11 protein-coding genes and 1 pseudogene are annotated in these 22,747 nt (G+C 64.6%); 9 read left to right on the top strand and 3 right to left on the bottom strand.

What is annotated here, in order from left to right; genetic code table 11:
* Positions 1–30 precede the first annotated feature (30 nt).
* The 4 genes and pseudogenes from M2361_RS29055 to M2361_RS07055 form a co-directional block, all read left to right on the top strand.
* Positions 31–1,753: pseudogene (locus M2361_RS29055) on the top strand (type VI secretion system Vgr family protein); the annotation flags it as partial.
* A complete protein-coding gene (locus M2361_RS29050; RefSeq protein ID WP_404976351.1) occupies positions 1,742–2,572 on the top strand; it encodes a DUF2345 domain-containing protein in 831 nt (276 codons plus the stop codon). The pseudogene M2361_RS29055 and the gene M2361_RS29050, both read left to right, overlap by 12 nt.
* Complete coding sequence (locus M2361_RS07060) at positions 2,569–4,386, top strand: lipase/acyltransferase domain-containing protein (protein WP_259247388.1); 1,818 nt, start codon at positions 2,569–2,571, stop codon at positions 4,384–4,386. Before M2361_RS29050 ends, M2361_RS07060 begins: the two co-directional genes overlap by 4 nt.
* On the top strand, positions 4,383–5,621 hold the full coding sequence (locus tag M2361_RS07055; protein ID WP_259247387.1) for a T6SS immunity protein Tli4 family protein: 1,239 nt from the start codon (positions 4,383–4,385) through the stop codon (positions 5,619–5,621). The genes M2361_RS07060 and M2361_RS07055 overlap by 4 nt, the downstream gene beginning before the upstream one ends.
* A gap of 92 nt (positions 5,622–5,713) precedes the next feature.
* Here the strand turns inward: M2361_RS07055 and M2361_RS07050 are convergent, their stop codons facing one another.
* From M2361_RS07050 to pgi, 3 genes are all read right to left on the bottom strand, one after another.
* The gene (locus M2361_RS07050; protein ID WP_259247386.1) at positions 5,714–6,427 is read right to left on the bottom strand and encodes a Crp/Fnr family transcriptional regulator; all 714 of its coding nucleotides are present in this window, start codon (positions 6,425–6,427) and stop codon (positions 5,714–5,716) included.
* Positions 6,428–6,447: 20 nt separating this feature from the next.
* On the bottom strand, positions 6,448–7,176 hold the full coding sequence (locus tag M2361_RS07045) for a Crp/Fnr family transcriptional regulator (protein WP_259247385.1): 729 nt from the start codon (positions 7,174–7,176) through the stop codon (positions 6,448–6,450).
* A gap of 141 nt (positions 7,177–7,317) precedes the next feature.
* Positions 7,318–9,036 carry a glucose-6-phosphate isomerase gene (pgi, locus tag M2361_RS07040; protein WP_259247384.1) on the bottom strand — a complete coding sequence of 573 codons (1,719 nt, stop codon included), beginning with the start codon at positions 9,034–9,036 and terminating at the stop codon, positions 7,318–7,320.
* 205 nt (positions 9,037–9,241) lie between these two features.
* On the opposite strand from pgi, the gene M2361_RS07035 reads away from it, so the two are divergent.
* The 5 genes from M2361_RS07035 (at position 9,242) to M2361_RS07015 (ending at position 22,745) form a co-directional block, all read left to right on the top strand.
* Positions 9,242–18,103 (top strand): GH36-type glycosyl hydrolase domain-containing protein, encoded by an 8,862-nt coding sequence (locus M2361_RS07035; RefSeq protein ID WP_259247383.1) that lies wholly within the window; start codon positions 9,242–9,244, stop codon positions 18,101–18,103.
* A 260-nt stretch (positions 18,104–18,363) separates the two neighbouring features.
* The gene (locus M2361_RS07030; RefSeq protein ID WP_127184528.1) at positions 18,364–19,098 is read left to right on the top strand and encodes a FadR/GntR family transcriptional regulator; all 735 of its coding nucleotides are present in this window, start codon (positions 18,364–18,366) and stop codon (positions 19,096–19,098) included.
* Between the two features lie 211 nt (positions 19,099–19,309).
* On the top strand, positions 19,310–20,815 hold the full coding sequence (locus tag M2361_RS07025) for an ABC transporter substrate-binding protein (protein WP_259247382.1): 1,506 nt from the start codon (positions 19,310–19,312) through the stop codon (positions 20,813–20,815).
* Between the two features lie 146 nt (positions 20,816–20,961).
* Positions 20,962–21,879 carry an ABC transporter permease gene (locus M2361_RS07020; protein WP_100855667.1) on the top strand — a complete coding sequence of 306 codons (918 nt, stop codon included), beginning with the start codon at positions 20,962–20,964 and terminating at the stop codon, positions 21,877–21,879.
* The gene (locus M2361_RS07015; RefSeq protein WP_050444868.1) at positions 21,876–22,745 is read left to right on the top strand and encodes an ABC transporter permease; all 870 of its coding nucleotides are present in this window, start codon (positions 21,876–21,878) and stop codon (positions 22,743–22,745) included. The genes M2361_RS07020 and M2361_RS07015 overlap by 4 nt, the downstream gene beginning before the upstream one ends.
* Positions 22,746–22,747 lie beyond the last annotated feature (2 nt).

Here is a 22,747-nt window from a genome sequence, read left to right as displayed (position 1 = left end):
AATAGACGGCGCCTTTTGCCGCTGTGCAAGATGTTGGGTTCCATCTTGCACACCGCCAAAAGGAGCACCGCCGTGCCTCGGCTGTCCGACTTGCGCTTCACCTTCACCCCCGCCAGCGGCGTGGCGTTTGACGTCATTGGGTTCACGCTGGACGAAGCGCTGTCCGAGACCTATCGGCTTTGCCTCGAACTGTCCAGCATCGACCCCGCCATTGATTTCGGTACGCTGCTGGACCAGCCCGCGCTTTTCACCATTTGGCGCGGGGAGCAGGCGGTGCGCCATGTGCACGGCATCGTCACGGAGTTCGTCCAAGCCGACACCGGCTTTCGGCGCACGCGCTACCGGCTGGTCGTAGAACCCTCCCTGGCCCGCGCCGCGCTGCTCCGACTGGCGCATCTACCAGCACCTGTCCGTGCCCGAGATCCTGGCCGATGTGATCAAGCGGCAAGGCATCACCGACTACGAACAAGTCACCACCTCTGAGCACCTGCCGCGCGAATACTGCGTGCAGGCCGGCGACACCAACTTGGCGTTTCTGGACAGGCTGGCGGCCGAAGAAGGCTATTTCTATCGCTACGCGCACTCGGAACACGGACATCGCCTGATCCACGGCGACCGCATCTACATCCATGGCGAGATCGAAGGCGGGCCGGTGGTCTACAACCCCATGCCGGGTGGAGATCAAACAGAACCCGCGCTACATCGCTTCTCCTACGCCGAGCGCATCCGCACCGCCGTGCAGACCCAGCGCGACTACACCTACACCCATCCGCGCTATAGCCAGGAACATTCCCCGGTAGCCGCCGACCTTGACCACCAGGATCATCGGTACGAACGCTACGACTACCCCGGCCGCTACAAACGCGACGAAGCCGGCAAGCCCTTCACACAAACCCGCCTGCTGGGCCGCCGCCGCGATGCCCGCGTGGCGTTCGTCGAAGGCGATGACGCGCGGTTGATCCCCGGTGTCGCCTTCGACCTGACCGGCCACCCGCGCGAAGATTGGAACCAAGGCTGGCGCCCCGTGCGCATGCGCCACCACGGCGTGCAGTACACCAGTCAAGAAGAAGACGCGGCGGGTTCCGAACAAGGCACGCGCTACCACTACACCGCCGAACTCGTGCCCGACAAAGTCGACTGGAAGCCCGAGCCTGCCCCCAAACCCCGCCTCGACGGCCCACAGATGGCCACCGTGGTTGGCCCGCCCAACGAAGAGATCTATTGCGACGCCTGGGGCCGTGTGAAGGTGCAGTTTCCCTGGGACCGGCTGGGTCGCAACGATGAACACAGCTCCTGCTGGATCCGCGTCTCGCAAAACTGGGCCGGGGCTCTGTGGGGGCATATGGCGATACCCCGCATCGGGCAAGAAGTCATCGTGCAATTCGCGAATGGCGATCCAGACCAACCTTTGGTCATCGGGAGAACGTTCCGCGCCACCAACCTGCCGCCGTATGAACTGCCGCGCCACAACATCCTGAACACCATCAAAAGCAAGGAACACAAGGGCAATCGCGCCAATGAACTGCGCCTGGACGATACGTCGGCACAGATCAGCGCGGCCTTGATGAGCGAGCACGGCGATACGCAGTTGCACCTGGGCTACCTGACGCACCCGCGTCCAGGCGGTGGCGAACCTCGTGGTGAGGGATTTGAACTGCGCACGGACGAGCACGGGGCGTTGCGAGCGGCCAAGGGATTGTTGTTGAGCACCGAGGCGCAGTTGCAAGCCAAGGGCGGACAATTGGACCGATCCGATATCGTCGCCGCCTTGGAATCCGCATTGGAACTGGCTCGTAACCTGGGTGACTACGCCAGCACCCACGAAGGCATAACTCACGACGCGCAGCCCCAGCAGTCATTGACCGAAGCCGTACGCGACCTTGGCCACGGCGCCAACAATCAGCCCGAGGGCACCGGCCAAGGCAATGCCGGCGCGATGGGCCTGAGCGCGCCCGCCGGCATCGCCGCCGCCACGCCCGCCAGCATCGTGATGACGGCAGGGGCCCACATCGACAGCATCGCCCAACAGCACCAGCAGATCAGCGCAGGCGACAAAGTCGTCATCAACGCAGGTGGCGACCTGGGCCTGTTCTCGCAAAGCGGCGCCATGCGCCACATCGCCCACCAAGGCGAACTGCTGCTGCAAGCGCAACACAACGCCATCCGCATCCAGGCCGACCAAAGCGCCGAAATCACCTCCAGCAAACAGCACGTATTGGTAGCCGCCGACAAACACATCACGCTGCTTTGCGGCGGGGCGTACATCAAGATGGCCGACGGCAATATTGAACTGGGCATGCCGGGCAAGCTGACGGTCAAGGCGGCACAACACAACTTTGTGGGGCCAAACAGCGCATCGATGGCATTCAACACCTGGGAGGCAACGCCGTTTGACGACCGATTCCAGGCAACGCTCGCCGACGGCTCCCTCGCTCGCAATGCCGAATACACCCTATGGCGCAACGACGGCTCCCAAGTGACTGGCCGTACGGACAGCGAGGGTTTTCTAACCATGCAAAAAGACATGCGCATGGACGGCGTTTATATCGAATGGAAAGGCGATAAGAAATGACTGACATCAAACCCGAGAAAGACCCGCCGACCGAGCGCGTGGCACCGTTTCACTACGACGCCCGGGGTCAACAATGCTTCACGTGGACCTTGACCGATTGCAAGATCACCGACCCAGTTCAACTACGTATCGGGCCAGATCTGATCCTGCCGGTGATATTCATTCCAGGGGTGATGGGGAGTAACTTAAGGTCGGCTTTACCGCTCCCCGGGAAAAAAACCAAACCGGTTTGGACCCTCGACTATGGAATGCTGGGGCTGCCGACCCACTTGCTATCCCAGTGGGTCACTAAAGAGGCGGGTTTTCGTCAGAGACGCTTGCATCCCGAACGTGTAGAAGTCGATGACCAAGGCGCAGTCCCCGACGTTCCGCTAGGAATGGTGCAAGAGAACGGACAACTACTACCCGCCGCCCGCAAAGCCGCCCTTAGGGACCGTTACCGGGAACGAGGTTGGGGAGAAGTTGGGCAAACGAGCTACGAACGCTTCCTGCGGTGGTTGGAGCATGTCCTGAACTCCCCAACGGTTCCTCGCCACGAGAACTATGCGCTTGAATTGGACGACAGGCATTGGGAGGATCCGAAAGCAACGTATCGGCGCCTTAAGCCGGGCGTGGATGTCGTTATGCCGGGGTTGAACGGGCTGGATCGAAACGGAAGCGATGGAGGCGTCAAACCGCTAACCACGGACGATCTGCTGGCCGGCGCCAGGTTCAATATGCCGGTGCATGCGTTTGGGTATAACTGGCTTGAATCTAATGCAGAGTCCGCTGAGAAGCTACGGCAACGGATTGAAACTCTGCTAGACCAGTATGGAGATCGCTGCGCACAGGTCATATTGGTGACCCATTCGATGGGCGGCCTTATTGCCAGACAGTGCGCGACCCTGCCCGGCATGGAGGCAGCAATCTGCGGAATCATCCACGGCGTCATGCCAACCAACGGCGCCCCGGTAGCCTACAGGCGTTGCAAAGTCGGCATGCGAGATGAGGACTACGGAACCTCGCTTGTGATCGGCGGCAGCGGGCAGGAAGTAACGGCAGTTTTTGCTCAGTCGCCAGGTGCGTTGCAATTGCTGCCGACGCGGCGCTATTCACCGGGATGGCTGAAGCTCTTACGCGAAGAACAATCGCGCACTGTTCCCGCCATGTCGGCAGTTCCGTCCCCTTCGCAATGCCCGTATGAAACGATCTATCTCGAAAGAAGCCGATGGTGGGGGTTGATCAGAGAAGAATGGCTGGCGCCCAAAGGCGGGACTGCCATCGAATGGAAAGACTACAAACAAGCGATTGGAAGCGCGCGAGAATTCCACGAAGTGCTCGGCACCTATTACCACCCTAATACCTATGTCTTCTATGGGGCGGATACGAAATTCGCGAGCTTCGAATCCATTCGATGGACGATACGCCCGGGGTTGCGCCCAGCACACACGACACAGCCACCTATCCCGATCGAAGCCCTTCTCGAGGCCCGAAACTCGGATATTCAGCACGATGGTCGCACGCCGCTTTATGCAAGAGGACAAAGCCGCGTGGCGTCTCCCTCGCTACGGTATCTCGACGCCACTTCCCCGCCGGAAAAACTGCAATACAGCGATTGGGAGATGCACTGCGAAATGCAGGACGGCATTGGAGACGGCACGGTCCCCATCAGTTCAGGTCGCGCACCAATTGACCAGGCCAAGCGCGGCCAAGTGAAAGAACAACTCGAAATGCAGGGGTTCGGACATGAAGGCCCATTCCGAAATGAACAGGTCCAGTTAATCACGCTGCAGTGGATCCTAAAACTAGCGGCCCAGGCGAGGAAGTCATCATGAAAACTCGCGTTGTTGCCGCCGCAATTGCGCTTGCTGCCCTCGTCGCCGGCAGCATCCTGCTCCTACAACACAAGGACACTCCAGTGACCAACGCAACCACAGACATCCGCACCTGGGCATTCGGCCGACACTTGATCGACTTGCCTTCGAACTGGCGGTACAGCACAGGCAGCGACGTCACGTTGTATTACGGATTGGATACCGATTTCACGACCGTCGAAGTCAGAGTGCTAGGTATGGATGTATCCCCTGAGCGCTTTACCAGCGCAGTAAACGACAGATCGTCGCAGATCCAGCAAGTCGCTCACTATTCAGGCAACTCTATGCTGCTCGCTCAGATAGGCCTGACTCCAACACAAACCTTGCTGCGTTTTTTTCGCAACCGCCAGCAGAAAAACTATCACACCCATGAGTTGCATCTTCTTGTTGATGACGTCTACGTTCTGATCAAAGCTCAGTCATACGAGAACGTCATCGCGCCAGTCGAAGCCCGCATTCAAGCCCTGGCCAAGACCATCTCGAAGATCACCGACCCGCAGAGTGCCGGACCAGGCTTCGGGCTCGGCCCCGTCATCATCCGCGAACATCACGATCAGGAAATCGGCATGTTTGAGTTTTATATAGACGGCTCCAACATTGAATTGGAAGCCCGCATTACCGCCTTGCAGCCAGACTCATCCACCGGCATCCAGGCACGCGCACAGAAACAGCTATCCCGTATCTTGTATAACAGGCTGCGCGCGGGAAAGCTGACCCTTGCCGCCATGCCGGCGGAACAGTTTGCGTTCGGATACACGGACACCGACCATCATGCCTTCCTCTTCTTGGCAGAAAACTACCGGGACACGCCGGGATTTACCCAGCCATCCATGCACTTGCGCATGAGTGGCGGCGGCGCGCTTATGCAGAGCGTTCCCGACGAAGTCAAACTGGACCTCGTCCGTTGGTCCCTGCCCCGCTTCGTCCCCGACAAACACGCCATTCCCCCCTGGAAACGTCCACCCGCGCCGCCCCGCGTGAACGCGGCCTTGTCCGACAGGGAAGCCGGCAAGATCTGGGATGCCATGTTGGCGTCAATACGCCTGCGTTACCGTGCCGTCGCGCCCACACCGCCATCGGCCTTTGATCAGGTCGGCAACCCCGAGAAAGCCGCTGCCGACAAGAAGGCACTGGACGACTTTCTCAGCACCGATGAAAACGGAATGCCCTGGACGCCGCCGGAATCTGGAGTTTGAATGGCGCCTTGCGATGCGCCTTACCAGGCTGCTGATCCTGGAATTTGCCATCCACTGCGCACGGGGCGGTAGCGGCCCGCGAGCAATAACGCTTAATGCAAGTGACTTGCATAGCTGCGCAGATCCGCCGCATAGCACTCACATGCCGCCACTTTCAAGCCCACGCGGTCCAGGATGGCGATATGGCCTCGGTGATACGCGATCAGCTTGCGCTGTTGCAAGGCCGAGGCCGCCACCGTGATGCCGACGCGCCTTACGCCCAGCAGGCAGGCCAGGGTTTCGTGGGTCAGGTGGAAATTGTCGGCGTGGGCGCGGTCTTGCGTCATCAGCAAGCAGCGCGCGAGCCTGCCCTCGACCAGATGGGAATGCATGCAGGCCGCGGCTTGCGCCAACTGCCGCAAGCTGACCACGATGTAGCAGTTCAGCAATTGGCGCAGCGCCAGGCTGGCGTCCATTTCCTGCCTGAACCGGAGCGACGTCATGCGCAAGGCCGTGCCGCCGCCCTGCACCACCACGCGCATCGGCGAAGTCAAGGCGCCCAGCGCCGCGTCGATGCCCCACATTCCCTCGTTGCCGATCAGCCCCACTTCCAGCGCGCCGCCGCGCGGAAGCGGAAGCATCAGCGATACGTAGCCACCCGTGGGAAAGTAGACGTCATCCAATCGCCCCCCAGGCTGCAACAGGCATTGGCCGAAGGCCAGGTCGACCGCGTCGAACCGGCCCAGCAAGCGTGCGCGCTCAGCGTCGGGCAAGGCGTCAAGCAGGCGGTTGGATACGCCGGGGAGCGCGGGGTGGGCATACGGCACGGACGGCTCCAGGTCTTGAATCAGGGGCGCCGGGCTGGCACGCGCTGACTCAGCAGACGGTCATATTCATCGCGGACCACGGTGTAGCACTCGCACACGCGCGCCTCCAGGCCGGGGCGGTCGATCACGTCAATATGCCCACGGCGGTATCGGATCAGGCCGGCTTCCTGCAAATGCCCCGCCGCCTCGGTGACGCCTTCGCGCCGCACGCCCAACATATTGGCGATCAGTTCCTGCGTCATGATGATCTCGTTGGACCGTAGCCGGTCCAGGCTAAGCAGCAGCCAGCGGCACAATTGCTGGTCCAGTGAGTGATGCCGATTGCAGACGGCGGTCTGGGCCATTTGCGTCAAGAGCGCCTGCGTGTAGCGCAGCAGCAGGTGTTGCATGGCCCCGCCCCGGTCGAACTCGTCTTTCAGGGCCTGGCCTTTCAGTTGATAGGCCGAGCCCGCACTTTGCACGATGGCGCGGCTGGGCGTGGTTTCTCCGCCCATGAAAAGCGAAATGCCGACGATGCCTTCATTGCCGACCACCGCAATCTCTGTCGATGCGCCGTCTTCCATGACGCAGAGCAGCGACACAATGCAATCGACCGGAAAGCAGACGTGCCGCATGCGGCCGCCGGGTTCATATAAGGCCTTGCCCAGCGGCATGGCGACGCGCTCAAGCTGTGGGAACAAACGGTCCATCTCTGCCGGCGACAACGCTGCCAGCAGTTGATTCTGGGTGGGAAGGTGGGGCTCGGGCATGGTGGCTCCCTGGCGTAACCGGCCGGCGCAGTGTGCGCTGGCGAACGGAGCTCTGTCAGGGTAGCGCACAATGACCAGCGCACCACGGGTCGTACACCCTCTGCGTCAGGCGGTCTTGCCGCCGGGTCCGTGCAGCGCGCCCTACCCATGACGGGCGTCCAGGGTTTTCTGCATCAGTGTCCGGGTGGAACTGTCGTGGTTTTGTGCGCCGGTGGTGCCGGCCTCCAGCTCGTGGGTGATGCGCAAGGCAAGCCTCTTGCCCAGCTCCACCCCCCATTGGTCGAATGAATCGATATTCCAGATGACCCCTTGGGTGTAGGCGCTGTGCTCATACAGCGCCACCAGCGCCCCCAAGGCGCGCGGGGTCAGGCGCTTGGCCAGCAGCGTGTTGCTGGGACGATTCCCGGCTACGTGCCGATGCGCCATCGCCGGCCCCGCCCCGTGTTCTGGCCCTTCCGTTGCCGCCGCTGTCCTGTCCTCCGACCCGTTCGCTACCCCGCCCTCTGCCCTCGCTTCGGCCCCCACTTCCGTCCCCGGCTGGCCGAACGCCAGCGCCTCGGCCTGCGCGTACATATTCGCCAGCAATTCTTCGTGCTGCTTGCGCGAGCCGCCAAGCGACGCAAGAAATCCGATGAAATCACAAGGCACCGCCTGGCTGCCCTGATGCAGCAACTGATGAAACGAGTGCTGCCCGTTGGTGCCGCACGTCCCCCAGTAGACGGCGCTGGTATGCCCGGACACCGGGTCGCCGTCTTGCGTGACGGACTTGCCGTTGCTCTCCATCATCAACTGCTGCACATAGGCCGGAAACTGCCGCAGGTGATGGTCATAAGGCAGAATCGCAACGGATCTTGCCCCCAGGAAGTTGTTGTTCCAGATGCTGATCAAGCCATGCATGACGGGCAGGTTGCGCGCCAGCGGCGCGGTCTGGAAATGTGTATCCATGTCGTGGCAGCCGGCAAGCATCTGGCCGAACGCGACCGGCCCGATCGCCACCATCAGCGTGAACCCCATGGCCGAGCACAGCGAATAGCGCCCGTTGACCCAGTCCCAGATATCAAACACGCGGTCGGGCAGGATGCCCGATTGGATCGCGGCATCGCGATGGCCGGTAACCCCCACGAAATGCGCGGCAACCGGGGCGTCGTCCTGCATGGCTGCCAGACACCAGGCGCGCGCCGAGGCCGCGTTGTGCCGAGTTTCTGACGTGTTCCAAGACTTTGAGCACACCACAAACAGCGTTTCGCGGGGGTCCAGGTCGTGCGTCGCCTGCTCAAAATCCGCCCCATCCACGTTGGACACGAAGCGAATGCGCAGCGCCTTGTGCGCGTCATGCTCAAGCGCGGCGCCTGCCATTTCCACGCCAATGGCCGACCCGCCTATGCCCAGGTTGACGATATTCCGGATGGGCCTGCCCGTGCCGCCCAGGCAGGTACCCATGCGCAGGGAGTCGGCCAGACTCGCCATGTGCTGCAACGCCCCATGCACCAAGGGCGCCACGTCCTGGCCATCGACGTGCACACTGGCCCCCGCCGGCCAGCGTAACGCCACGTGCATGGCCGCGCGGCCTTCGCTGACGTTGATGGCGTCGCCCTGGAACATGGCGTCGATACGAGCCGGCACGCCGCATTGCCCGGCCAGTGCCAGCAGCAAGTCAACCGTCTGGGGGGTGATGCGGTTCTTGGAGTAGTCCAGATACCAACCGGCCGCTTCCAGCGTCAGCCGTTCGCCCCGCGCAGGGTCCTCCAGGAACAGTTCGCGCAGGCGCTGGGGCGCCAATGACGCCAGGTGCGCGTCCAGCGCCCGCCATGCCGGCGTGGCCGGCAGCGCTTCCCCGTGGGCCGATGCTTGTCTATCCATGGCAAAGCCCCTTGTTGCCGAACCATCGGCCGTCGGCATTGCGCCGCGCAACGTGGCGGCTTGGGTGGGGTTATGGCACAAGCGCCCGCCGCCGTCCGTGCGGTAACGCACAGAGCCGGGGCGCGCGCTTGGTCACCCTATGGCAGGGAGGCCGCCCACCCGGGCGATGCCTTTGCCCAGACGGATCACCCATGGCCAAGCACCGATGAAACCCATAGATTGGCCCTCGCTGGAGGCTGCCCCGGAGTGGATCGACCTGTTCGCCCGCAGCAAGCCCACGCTTAGCGCCGCCAAGAGCGAACCGCCGCTGCGCGCGGAATTGTTCAACGCCGTGCAGATGGAATCGCACGGCCGGGCGCTGGCCCAAACGCACGTGCTGGGCGCACTCAGCACGCAGGACAAGCTGCTGCCGCGCCTGAATGAAAACCAGACCCTGCTGGGCGAAGCCTGCGCGCTGCTGATCGAATCCATGCAGCAGAACCGCCAGTTCACCCCCGCCGACGAATGGTTGCTGGACAACTTCTACCTGATCGAAGAGCAGATCCGCCTGGCCAAGCGCCATCTGCCCAAGGGCTACAGCCGCAGCCTGCCCAAGCTGGCCAGCGGCCCGTCGCAGGGCCTGCCCCGCGTGTACGACATCGCGCTGGAGATGATCTCGCACAGCGACGCGCGCATTGATTCCGTGGGCATTGCCGCCTTCGTGACGGCCTATCAGTCGATTGCGCCACTGCAACTGGGCGAGCTGTGGGCCATACCCATCATGATGCGGCTGGCGCTGATCGAGAACCTGCGCCGCGTGGCCATCCGCCTGGCCTACGCCAACATGAACCGTGGGCTGGCCGACACCTGGGCCGACGCCATGCGCAAGTCCGCCGAAGAGGACCCCACCAGCCTCATCCTGGTCATTGCCAACATGGCGCGCTCGAATCCCCCCATTGACGGCGCGTTCGTGGCCGAACTGGCGCGGCGGCTTCAAGGGCATGGGCCGGCGCTGGCGCTGCCCCTCACGTGGTTCGAGCAGCGCCTGGCGCAATCCAACCTGACTATCGAACAGATGGTCGTTGCCGAAAGCCAGCAGCAGGCGGCCGACCAGGTGTCCATCAGCAACAGCATCGGCAGCCTGCGAGCACTGTCGACGACGAACTGGAATGAGTTCGTGGAAGCCGTGAGCCTGGTTGAGCAGACCCTGCGCCAGGACCCGGCCGAGGTCTATGCGGACATGGACTTTCCGACGCGTGACCGCTATCGCCACCGGATAGAACGCCTGGCGCATAAATCACCACTGTCCGAGATCGAAGTGGCCGCGCTGGCAATTGAGCTTGCGACGGCGGCCAGCATGGCCACATCCGCCGCCAATGCCGATGCCAGCACCGACACGAATGCAGATGCCAAGCCCCATGCATCGCCCGACGCCGACCCCCGCCGCCGGCACGTGGGCTATTACCTGATCGATAAAGGCCAGTCTGAACTGGTGGCGCGCGCAGACGTCAGGCAAAGCCTGCCCGAGCAGTTGGCGCGCCTTTCCCCCGCCGTCGCCCTGGCGGGCTATGCCGCCGCCATCGTCGTGCTGACGGCGGCCGCCAGCGCGATGCTGGTGTGGATTGCGCATGCGTCCGGCGCCCCGCTGTGGGCCTTGGCGGCGCTGGCCATGCTGTCGGTGGTGGCCACCAGCCATCTGGCGGTGGCCATCATCAATTGGGCGCTGACCTGGCTGGTGAGTCCCCAGCGCCTGCCGCGCATGGACTACGCCCGACGCATTCCCAACCACGCGCGCACCTTGGTCGCGGTGCCGTCGATGCTGATCACGCCCGACGACGGCGAACAGCTTAGCGAAGCGCTGGAAATCCGCTTTTTGGCCAACCCCGGCGACAACCTCAGCTTTTGCCTGCTGACGGATTTTGCCGACGCCAACGCCGAACACCTGCCCACCGACGCGCTGCTGCTGGAACGCGCCAAATCTCATATCCAGGCGCTCAACCACAAGTATCGGCGGCTGGGCCGCAGCCCGTTCTTTCTTTTGCATCGTCCGCGGCGCTGGAATGCCCGCGAGCGCGTCTGGATGGGGCAAGAGCGCAAGCGCGGCAAGCTTGCCGACCTGAACGCGCTGCTACGCAGCCAGGGCACGGGCGCGTTTTCCTGCGTGGTCGGCCAGCTTGACGCGCTGGACGGCGTGAAGTACGTGATCACGCTGGACACCGATACCGAGTTGCCTCGCGAAAGCGCCTGCAAGCTGGTCGGCGCCATGGCGCATCCGCTGAACCAGGCGCAGTTCGACCCGGCCCGCCAACGGGTGACGCGCGGCTACGGCATTCTGCAACCCCGGGTGGCGGTGAATCTTGCCGACCTGACTCGATCGGCCTATGCCCGCCTGCAAGGCGGTGATCCGGGCATCGACCCCTACACGAATACCGTGTCCGACGTGTACCAGGACATCTTCAAAGAGGGCTCGTTCATCGGCAAGGGCATCTACGACGTGGACGCGTTCGAAGCCGCGCTGAAGGACTGTTTTCCCGACAACCGGGTGCTTAGCCATGACCTGCTGGAAGGCTGCTATGCGCGTTCCGGCCTGCTTAGCGATGTGCAATTGTTTGAAGGCCACCCGCCACGCTACACGGCGGACGTCAGCCGCCGCCATCGCTGGATACGTGGAGATTGGCAGCTACTGGGCTGGCTGATCGGCCGCCCTCCCGGCACGCCGGGCGCGCCGGCCAGCCGTCCGCTGCCGTGGCTGGCACGCTGCAAGATCCTGGACAACCTGCGCCGCAGCCTCGTGGCCCCGTGCCTGGTGCTGCTGATGACGCTGGGCTGGACGCAGTTGCCCTACCCCTGGCTATGGACCGCCGCCAGCCTGCTGGTGCTGTTCGTGCCGGCCTTGTTCGCGTCCGCCATGGGCGTGGTCAGAAAGCAAGAGGACGTGGTGCTGGCGCAGCATCTGGTCGGCTGGGTTCCGGCGGCGTCACGCCAGTTTGCGCGGGCGGCCTTCGCGCTGGCCTGCCTGGCGCACGAAACGCTCTACAACCTGGACGCCATTTTGCGCACGCTGTACCGGCTGACGGTGTCGCGCCGGCGGCTGCTGGAATGGAAACCTTCCAGCCTGACCAACCGCGAAGGCGCCACGCGCTCGGGGCCGCTGCTGCTGTCCGTGTGGGGCTCGCCGCTGCTGGCCCTGGCCATTGGCGCCTGCGTCATGCGCTGGAACCCGGCCGCCTTGCCGGCCGCGTTACCCGTGTTGGCGCTGTGGGCGCTGATGCCGCTGATCGCCTGGCGCATGAGTCGGACCCCGGCCACGGCCAAGATTGGCCTCGCGCCCGCGCAGGAACAGTTCCTGCGTCTGCTGGCGCGCAAGACCTGGGCCTTCTTTGATGGCCATGGCGGCGCCGAGGACAACTGGCTGATTCCCGACAACGTCCAGGACCTGCCCGCGCCCACCACCGCGCACCGCACATCGCCCACCAACCTGGGGCTGGCGCTGCTGGCCAACCTGACCGCCTACGATTTTGGCTATCTGCAAGCCGGCCGATTGCTTGAGCGCACGCAGGCCACGCTGGCCACCATGGGGCAGTTGGAACGCTACCTGGGCCACTTCTACAACTGGTACGACACGCTGACGCTCAAGCCCCTGCACCCGCTGTACATCTCGACGGTGGACAGCGGCAACCTGGCGGGCCATCTGCTGACCTTGCGGCCCGGCTTGCTGGAACTGGCGCACGCGCCGATTCTGCATCCGCGTACCTTCGAAGGCCTGTCCGACGCGCTGGCGGTGCTGCGCGAACACGTCACGGCGCCGGGGCTGGCGCAACTGGACCTGGTGGCGCAAGTGCTGAAGTCCTTGCAGCCCGCGCCTTCCGGACAGGCCGCGCGCCCCGCCCTGACCTTGGCCCAAGCCCGGCAAGGCCTGGAACGGGTGCGCGAACTGGCCTATGGCTTGCTGCAAGGCTACGCCGGCCCCACGCACGCCGAAGCGCTGTGGCATTGCCAGGCCATGCTGCGCCAGTGCGAAGCCGCGCGCGACGAACTCACGCAACTGGCCCCATGGCCGGACGTGCCCGCCGACGTCTCCTGGGGCCGCTTTCCGCCGCTGCTGTCCATACCCACCTTGCAGCAAGTCGCCACCCAAAGCGCGACGCTGCTGCTGGCCATTCGCGCGCGTCACACCGAAGCCGACACGCCCGATGACGAACGCGCGTGGTTGTCGGCCACCGAACAAGCCGTCATGGCGGCGGGTGAACGCGCCGCCGAACGCTGCGCGCGCCTGGAGCATCTGGCCGACACACTGGCCGACATGGCGGTGGCCGAATACGGATTCCTGTACGACAAGGGCAGCCGCCTGCTGGCCATTGGCTACAACCTGTCGGAACGCCGACGCGACGACGGCCTGTACGACCTGCTGGCGTCCGAGGCCCGGCTGTGCAGCTTCGTGGCAATTGCGCAGGGCCAGTTGCCGCAAGAAACCTGGTTCGCGCTCGGCCGCCAACTGAGCCATTCGCCGGGCGGCCCGGTGCTCTTGTCCTGGAGCGGCTCGATGTTCGAGTACCTGATGCCCAGGCTCGTCATGCCGTCCTACCCCCACACCTTGCTGGACCAGACCTGCCTGTCCGCCGTGCGTGCGCAGATCGACTACGGCGACAAGCTCGGCATCCCCTGGGGCATGTCCGAAAGCGCCTACCACCTGTTCGACGGGGGCATGAACTACCAGTACCGCGCGTTTGGCGTGCCGGGCCTGGGCCTGAAGCGCGGGCTGGCCGATGACGTGGTCGTGGCGCCGTATGCGTCGATGTTGGCGCTGATGGTGATGCCTGACGCAGCCTGCCGCAATTTGCAGCGGCTGGCCAAGGACAAGCTGATGGGCCGCTACGGCCTCTATGAAGCTATCGACTACACGCCGCGCCGCCAGCCGCCGGGCAAGAACGGCGCCATCGTCCAGTCGTACATGGCGCATCACCAGGGCATGGGCCTGCTGTCGATCGCCAACGTGTTGCTGGGCGGCACGATGCAGGCGCGCTTCGAGGCGGATCCGTCGTTTCAGGCGACGATGCTGCTGCTGCAAGAACGCGTACCCCGCGCCGCCGCGGCCTATGCCAAGGCCACGGAGCTATCCGTCATCCGCAGCACCCCGCCGGGCCAGACCGAAGTGTCCGTGCGCGTGCTGGACACGGCCGACACCCCCATTCCCGAAGTGCAACTGCTGTCCAATGGGCGCTATCACGTCATGGTCACCAACAGCGGCGCGGGTTCCAGCCGCTGGAAGGACCTGGCCGTCACCCGCTGGCGCGAAGACAGCACCTGCGACAACTGGGGCACGTTCAGCTACGTGCGCGATGTGGATAGCGGCAAGCGCTGGTCCACCACGTTCCAGCCCACGCTCAAGCGTCCCGACCGCTACGAGGTGATTTTTTCGGAAGGCCGAGCCGAGTTCCGCCGCAGCGATCATCAGATCGACACGTATACGGAAATCGTGGTGTCGCCGGAAGACGATATCGAATTGCGCCGCTGCCGCCTGACAAACCGGGGCCGCGAACGGCGCACGCTGGAATTCACCTGCTATGCCGAAGTGGTCATCGCGCCGGCCATCGCTGACGAACTGCATCCTGCCTTCAGCAATCTCTTCGTGCAGACTGAGATCCTGCCCGACCAGCGCGCCATTCTGTGCACCCGGCGCGGCCGCAGCCCGGACGACAACCCGCCCTGGATGTTCCAACTACTGGCCATCCATGGCGGTGACCCGGACGATGCCGCTTATGACGCCTCGTTTGAAACCGACCGCGCGGTGTTCCTGGGCCGGGGCCGGGGCACGGCGGACCCGCACGCCATGGCCACTGATGGCCCTTTGTCTGGATCCCAGTGCTCGGTGCTGGACCCGGTATCGGCCATCCGCTGCACCATCACGCTGGAACCCGAGCAGACCGTGGTCGTGGACCTGGTGCAAGGCGTGGGCGACAGCCGCGAAGCCTGCATGCACCTGATCAGCAAATACCAGGACCGCCATCTGGCCGACCGCGCGCTGGAACTGGCGTGGACCCACGCCCAGGTCATCGTGCGCCAGCTCAACGCCACCGATGCCGACGCGCAGCTCTACGCGCGCCTGGCCAATTCCATCCTGTATCAAAACCCGCTCTTGCGCGCCGAGGCCGCCATCCTGCTGAAAAATCGCCGTGGGCAGTCGGGCCTGTGGGGCTACGCCATCTCGGGCGATCTGCCCATTGTGCTGCTGCGCATCAAGGACCCGGCCAATTTCGAGCTGGTGCGCCAACTGGTCCAGGCGCATGCCTACTGGCGGCAAAAGGGCGTGGCGGTGGACCTGGTGATCTGGAACGAAGACACGGGCAGCTATCGCCAGGCACTGCAAGACCGCCTGATGGGCCTGATATCGGCGGGCGTGGAATCGCACATCATCGACCGGCCGGGCGGCATTTTCGTGCGCTCGGGTGATCAGATTTCGGAAGAAGATCGCACGCTGTTGCAGGCCGTGGCGCGGGTGTCGCTCAGCGATGCGCTGGGCACCCTGTCGAATCAGGTGAACCGCCTGGCCTTGCCGGAAAGCCGCGTGCCGCCGCTGGTGATCTCGACGGGGCCCTTGCCGCCCACCGCCGATACCCCCGCCGCCTCGGCCCCCGCCGGGCTGCTGCACGGCAACGGGCTGGGCGGCTTTACGCCGGACAGCGAAGAATATGTCATCACCACCACGCCAGACCAGCGCACCCCCGCGCCCTGGGTCAACGTCATCGCCAACCCCCACTTCGGCACCGTGGTGTCCGAAAGCGGCCAGGCCTACAGCTGGAGCGGCAACGCGCACGAGTTCCGGCTGACCCCGTGGCGCAACGACAGCGTGTCCGACACTTGCGGCGAAGCCTTCTATCTGCGCGACGAAATCAGCGGCCATTACTGGTCGGCCGCGCCATACCCGTCGGGCGGAATATCAGCCTACGTGACGCGCCACGGCTTTGGCTACACCGTGTTCGAGCACGTGGAAGACGGCATCGAATCCCAGTTGTGCGTGCATGTGGCCCGCGACGCCGCCATCAAGTTCTACACGTTGACCGTGCGCAACCGATCCGGCCGCCGCCGTCGCCTGTCCGCCACCGGCTACGTGGAATGGGTGCTGGGCGATCTGCGCAGCAAATCCTCCATGCATGTCACCACCGAAATCGACCCGCAGACCGGGGCGGTATTCGCCCGCAACAGCTTCAACGCCGATTTCTCCGGCCACGTGGCGTTCTTCGACACCAGCAGCGCCACCCGGACGGCCACGGCCGACCGTCGGGAATTTATCGGCCGCAACGGCACCCTGCGGCATCCGCAAGCGCTGCGCCGCAGCCGCTTGTCAGGACGCGCGGGCGCTGGCCTGGACCCCTGCGCCGCCATCCAGGTCCCCATCACGCTGGAAGACGGGCAAGAGCAACAAGTGCTGTTCCTGCTGGGCGACGCCGCGCAGGGCGAAGCGCAGGCCCGTAACCTGGCGCGCCGCTACCGGGAACCCGGCGAGGCCGCCAATGAACTCGTGGCCGTCCGACAGGCTTGGCGCGACACGCTGAGCGTGGTGCGCATCGACACGCCGGACGCCGCCTTGAACACTCTGGCCAATGGCTGGTTGCTTTATCAGACGCTGGCGTGCCGGGTGTGGGCGCGCAGCGGCCATTACCAGTCCAGCGGCGCGTATGGCTTTAGGGATCAGTTGCAGGACACGATGGCGCTGGCCATCGCGCGCCCCGACCTGACCCGCGAACACTTGCTGCGCAGCGCCGCGCAGCAGTTCGTGCAGGCGGACGTGCAGCACTGGTGGCATCCGCCCACCAACCGTGGCGTACGCACGCAGTGTTCCGACGACTACCTGTGGCTGCCGTTCGCCGTCACCCACTATGTCGCGGTCACGGGCGACGCGGACGTGCTGAACGAAGACGTGGGCTTTATTGAAGGCCGCGCCCTCAACCCCAGCGAATCGTCCAACTACGACCACCCCACGCCATCGCGTGAATCCGCCAGCCTTTACGAGCACTGCGCGCGCGCCCTCTCGCACGCCTTGAGCAAGATCGGCGCGCATGGCTTGCCGCTGATTGGGTCTTGCGATTGGAACGACGGCATGGACAAGGTCGGCGAACACGGCCGGGGTGTCAGCGTGTGGCTGGGCTTCTTCCTGCACGACACCCTGAACCGTTTCGCCCGCCTGGCCCGCACGCGCGATGACCTGCCCTTTGCCATGGTCTGCGAGTCGGCCGCCCGGCAGTTGGGCCTGGACCTGGAGCAAGCCGGTTGGGACGGGCGCTGGTATCGCCGCGCCTACTTCGACGACGGTTCGCCCTTGGGATCCGCGCAAAACCTGGAATGCCAGATCGATTCCATTTCCCAAAGCTGGTCGGTGCTGTCCGGGGTCGCCAGCGCGGACCGCGCGCAGTTAGCCATGCAATCGGTGGCCGAACGGCTGATCGACCCCAAGCTGGGGCTGATTCGCCTGCTGACGCCCGCGTTCGACACCGCGCCGATGAACCCCGGCTACATCCGCGGCTACGTTCCCGGCGTGCGCGAAAACGGCGGCCAATACACCCACGCCGCCGTCTGGACCGCCATGGCGTTCTGCGCCTTGCAAGACCAGGCGCGCGTCGGCGCCCTGCTGCACATGCTGAACCCCATCCACCATGCCGACACAGCCGCTGGCGTTGCTACCTACAAGGTCGAACCCTATGTGATGGCGGCCGACATCTACACCACGCCGGGGCAGCAAGGCCGGGGCGGCTGGACCTGGTACACCGGGTCTTCCGGCCTGATGTACCGGCTGATCCTGGAATCGGTGCTAGGCATGCGGCTGCGCGGCAACACGCTCAGCTTCCAGCCCTGTCTGCCCGCCGACTGGAGCGGGTTCACGTTGCGTTATCGGCACGGCGGCACGACCTATACGGTGACTGCCGTGCGCGGGGGAATCCCGGGCGATCTGGACGATGGCGGCGATGTGGGTGACCGGGGCCGGGTATTTGTGGACGGTGTGGTGCAGCACGACGGCATCATCCCTCTGCAAGACGATGGCCGCGATCGCGCCGTCACGCTCGAATTGCCGGCGATCTTGGCCACGGCTTAGCGCCCGGGCGGCCACGGCCTGACCACCGCCCGGCAGCTTTCGCCCCACCCGCCAGCCGCTAGTGGTTTTCCCTGAAACCACCAAAAAACCGGACCACCCCGGTTCCCAAGCCGGGTCCGGTCCGGTACATTTCGTCCAGTGGCCTGACCACTGGACCATCAGGCACCTCAACAACATCGCATCCCGGTATCGCCCACGCAAGACATCACCGCCCCAAACCTATTACGCTCACCGTCCCGAACACTCCACGCCACCCCAAGATGACTTCCCTACAGGCCGTAGCCTCAACCCGCCTTTACCGCATGATTGCCGACCAGATCGCCGCGCGCATCAAGGCCGGTGACTTTCCCGCGGGGGGCCGCCTGCCCGCCGAGCGCGAGCTGGCCGAGCAATTGCAAGTGAGCCGGGCGTCGGTACGGGAAGCCTTGATCGCCCTGGAAATCGAAGGCTACGTGGATGTGCGTGTGGGCACGGGCGTGTTTGTGTGCCAGCCGCGTGAAGACGGCCAGTACCAAGACGCGGCGCCGGCCGCCGCCGCTGCCGACAGCGTCGAAGCCACCGACATCGGCCCCTTCGACCTCTTGGAAACGCGCTTGCTGATCGAGCCGGAATGCGCCGCGCTGGCTGCGCAAAAGGCCTCGCCCGCGCAGATTGCCGCCATCCGCGCCGCGCACGACGGCATGTCGCTGACCGAATCGCCCAGCGTCCATGACCGCGCCTTCCACAGCGCCATCGGCGCCGCTTGCGGCAACGCCGCCCTGGCCGCCGCCATTTCGCACATCTGGCACCTAAGCACTTTGAGCCCGGTGTTCCATCGCCTGGAAGAACACTTCGTGACCACCAAGGTGTGGATCGAAGCCCAGAAAGAACACGAACGCATCCTCGCGGCCATTGTCGACCGCGATCCCATCCGCGCGCGCCACGCCATGCACGACCATCTGGTCGGCATCCTGGCGCGTCTGCGGGAAGACTTCGGCAACGTTGGGATCCGATGATTTGATGAACTGCTAATCCGCCAGGCCTGAGACGCATCAGGCCCCTTCCCTGACCGACCGTGCATGCACCGCCGGCGCAATATGCGCTGCCCGCGGCAAGGGGAGCGGCTTGCCTGTCGGAACGCAAAAAGCGCAACCGTCGCAGCACAGCAAGATCGCAGCACCGCAGCACCCCGTAGGCCACACACATAAAACATATCAAGGTGAAAACATGCAGCTAACCCGTACCGTGAAGTTCGTGAGCGCGGCGCTACTGGCGCTGGGCGCTCATGCCGCCCAGGCCAACAAGGCCGACAATTCCCTCAACATCGCCTTCGACGCAGCGCCCGCCACGCTGGACGCCTACAAGGAATCGGACCGCCCCGGCCTGGCGCTGGCGCGCATGGTCTTCTCGGGCTTGCTGCAAAAGAACCAGGACACGGGCGAATTCGGCCCGGCCATCGCCACGGGCTACAAGTTCGTGGACGACACCACCATCGAACTGCCCATCCGCCGCGACGTGAAGTTCCACGATGGTTCGCTCTTGACCATCGACGACGTGCTCTACACGCTGAACCTGGTGTCGTCGGACGCCTTCAAGGCGCGCTTCCAGAACCAGGTGGCCTGGATTGCCAAGGCGGAGAAAGTCGGTGACGACACCGTGCGCATCAAGATGAAGACGCCCTACCCGCTGGCGCTGGAAATGCTGTCGGAAAACCTGCCGATCTATCCGCGCAAGTATTACGAGGCCAATCAGTCGGACATGGGCGCCAAGCCGATCGGCACGGGCCCGTATCGCCTGACCGACAGCCAGCCCGGCAGCCGCTATGTGTACGAGCGCTTTGACGATTATTTCGGCCCGAAACCCGCCGTGCAAAAGCTGGTGGTGCGCGTGCTGCCCGACGCCAACACGCAATACGCCGAGTTGCTGTCCGGCGGCCTGGACTGGATCTGGCGCGTGCCGCCCGACGTGGCGAAGCGCATGGAGAAAACGCCGTCGGTCACCGTGAAAAGCAGCAGCATCATGCGCATCAGCTATATCTCGCTGAACCCGCGCTTTGACGACGGCAAGTCGCCGCTGGCCAAGCAGGAAGTGCGCCAGGCCATCAACCACGCGATTGACCGCGAAGCCATCCGCAAAGCACTCGTCGGCGGTGCGTCCAAGGTGATCAACGCCGCGTGCAACCCCGCGCAGTTCGGTTGCACGACCGACGTGCAGTCCTACAAGTTCGACCCCGCCCGCGCCAAGCAACTGCTGGCGCAAGCCGGCTACCCCAACGGCATCACGTTGGACCTGGTGATCTCGGCGCCGCCGCGCAGCATCCTGGACGCCGCCGCCGCCCAGATGGCGCAGGCCGGCATCAAGGTGAACCTGGTTGAACAGCAGTACGGCACTGCCATGACCAACTGGCGCGAAGGCAAGACCGCCATGCTGGCGTCCAACTGGGGTTCCTACGGCATTGCCGACGCGGCGCTGTCCACCAGCAACTTCTTCCGGGGCGGCCCGGACGACCAGGCGCGCAACCCGGAAGTCATCAAGCTTCTGGAAGCGGCCGACACGTCCGTTGACCGCGACCTGCGCGCCAAGAACTACGCGGCCGCGCTGAAGATCGTGGCCGACCAGGCGTACTGGGTGCCGTTGTGGAACCACTCGCTGAACGCCGTGCAGGCCAAAGACCTGAACTTCTCGGTGGACGGCGACGAGTTCCCGCGCTTCTACAAGGCCACCTGGAAGTAAAGCTTGCGGCCCTTGCGCCCAGGCCTTGTTCCAACCGTTGTGCCATTCCGGTCCGGGCGCGTGTAAGCGCTAAGTCGCGCCCGACCGGAACGGCGTGCGCCGATGTACATCGATGCGCGCCGACGCAAGACCATAAAGGTTGACCCATGATTGCATTCCTGTTTCGCCGTGTGCTGGTCGCCGCCCTGCTGGTGGTGTTCGTGTCGCTGATCAGCTTTTCGCTGGTGTTTGCGTCCGGCAACCCGGCCGCCCGTCTGGCCGGCGAAGGCAGCGCGGCGGATGCCGCCCGGCTGTCGGTACAACACGGTTTTGACGACCCCATCCTGCTGCAATACGGCCGTTGGCTGACCGGCGTGGTGCGCGGGGACTTCGGCGACAGCCTGTACTTCAGCCGCCCCGTGGCCGAACTGCTGAGCCAGCACTTTCCCGCCACCGCCAAGCTGGGCCTGGCCGCCATGGCGTTTGCGCTGCTGCTTGCCATTCCCCTGGGCGTGCTGGCCGGCATGCGCAAGGGTTCGCTGGCGGACCGCGCCACCATGCTGCTGTCGGCCTGCGCGCAAGCCATGCCGCCGTTCTGCCTGGCGTTCCTATTGATCATCGTGTTCAGCGTGCGCAACCAGTGGTTGCCTGCCTCGGGCTTTGACACCTGGAAGCACTACGTGATGCCGGTGGTGGCGCTGGGGCTTTTCGCCATGCCCGCCATGCTGCGCCTGATGAAATCCGAAATGGAAACCGTGCTGGCCACCGACTACATCCGCACCGCCCGCGCCATGGGCCTGGGCGGCCCCAGCGTGGTGCTGAAGTACGCGCTTCGCAATGCGCTGCGCCCGCTGGTGTCGCTGGCGGCCGCGCAGATGGGCACCCTGCTGGCGGGCTCCGTCGTCATTGAAACCGTCTTCGCCATCAACGGCGCGGGCCTGCTGGCCTGGACGTCGATCCTGCGCGGCGACTTTCCCACGATGCAGGCGCTGATCCTGATCTTTGCGCTGATCTACATCGTCCTGACTCTGGTCGCCGACCTGATCAACGGTTGGCTGGACCCCCGCGTGCGAGCCGCCTCATGAATACCGCTATTCCCTCCCCCCTGCCCGTCGCGCCACGCGGCGACCGCCTGGCGCGCGCCGGCCAACGTGTGGGCCTTGTCGTGCTGGCCCTGCTGGTGCTGGCCGGCCTGATCGGCCCCTGGCTGATTCCGCACGACCCGTATACACAAGACCTGCTTGCCCGGCTGCAAGAGCCGGTGTGGGCCGAAGGCGGTGACTGGAACCACATCCTGGGCACCGACCAGTTGGGTCGCGACGTGCTGGCGCGCGCGCTGTACGGTGTGCGCGTGTCGGCGTTGATCGGCTTGTCCGTCGCGCTGATGGGCGGCTTGATCGGCACCACGCTGGGTGTCGTCGCCGGCTACTTCGGCGGCGGCGTGGACCGCGCCGTGTCCTTCCTGATCACCGCGCGCCTGGCCTTGCCCATCATCCTGGTGGCGCTGGCCGTGGTGTCGGTGGTGGGCGCGTCGCTGACGGTGGTGGTGCTGGTGCTGGGCCTGCTGCTATGGGAACGCTACGCGCTCGTCGCGCGCACCATGGCCGCCGGGCTGCGCAACGCGGAATTCGTCACGGCCTCGCGCTTGCAAGGCTGCACGCATCTGCAAATCATCTGGCGCGACATCCTGCCGAACCTGGTGGGCAACCTGCTCATCATCGGCACGGTGGACGCGGCCATGGCCATTACGCTGGAAGCCTCGCTGTCGTTCCTGGGGCTGGGCGTGCCCGCGCCGATGCCGTCGCTGGGCCTGATGATCGCCGAGGGCAAGGAAAACATGCTGTTCCAGCCCTCGCTGGTGGTCATCCCCAGCATCGTGCTGTTCGTGCTGGTGCTGTGTGTGAACCGGGCGGGCGAAACGCTGCGCGCCATCCAGATGAAGAAAGGTTGACG

Source organism: Achromobacter sp. JUb104 (assembly GCF_024806975.1).
In the GTDB taxonomy this organism is placed as follows: domain Bacteria; phylum Pseudomonadota; class Gammaproteobacteria; order Burkholderiales; family Burkholderiaceae_B; genus Achromobacter; species Achromobacter spanius.
Note: the sequence above shows the minus strand (reverse complement) of the source record. Positions and strands in the feature narration are given on the sequence as shown.

What these genes read in the sequence shown, in the direction of transcription:
- M2361_RS07060 (WP_259247388.1), top strand. Translation starts at nt 2,569, where the DNA reads ATGACTGACATCAAACCCGAGAAAGACCCGCCGACCGAGCGCGTGGCA.
- M2361_RS07055 (WP_259247387.1), top strand. Translation starts at nt 4,383, where the DNA reads ATGAAAACTCGCGTTGTTGCCGCCGCAATTGCGCTTGCTGCCCTCGTC.
- M2361_RS07045 (WP_259247385.1), bottom strand. Translation starts at nt 7,176, where the DNA reads ATGCCCGAGCCCCACCTTCCCACCCAGAATCAACTGCTGGCAGCGTTG.
- pgi (WP_259247384.1), bottom strand. Translation starts at nt 9,036, where the DNA reads ATGGATAGACAAGCATCGGCCCACGGGGAAGCGCTGCCGGCCACGCCG.
- M2361_RS07035 (WP_259247383.1), top strand. Translation starts at nt 9,242, where the DNA reads ATGAAACCCATAGATTGGCCCTCGCTGGAGGCTGCCCCGGAGTGGATC.
- M2361_RS07030 (WP_127184528.1), top strand. Translation starts at nt 18,364, where the DNA reads ATGACTTCCCTACAGGCCGTAGCCTCAACCCGCCTTTACCGCATGATT.
- M2361_RS07025 (WP_259247382.1), top strand. Translation starts at nt 19,310, where the DNA reads ATGCAGCTAACCCGTACCGTGAAGTTCGTGAGCGCGGCGCTACTGGCG.
- M2361_RS07020 (WP_100855667.1), top strand. Translation starts at nt 20,962, where the DNA reads ATGATTGCATTCCTGTTTCGCCGTGTGCTGGTCGCCGCCCTGCTGGTG.
- M2361_RS07015 (WP_050444868.1), top strand. Translation starts at nt 21,876, where the DNA reads ATGAATACCGCTATTCCCTCCCCCCTGCCCGTCGCGCCACGCGGCGAC.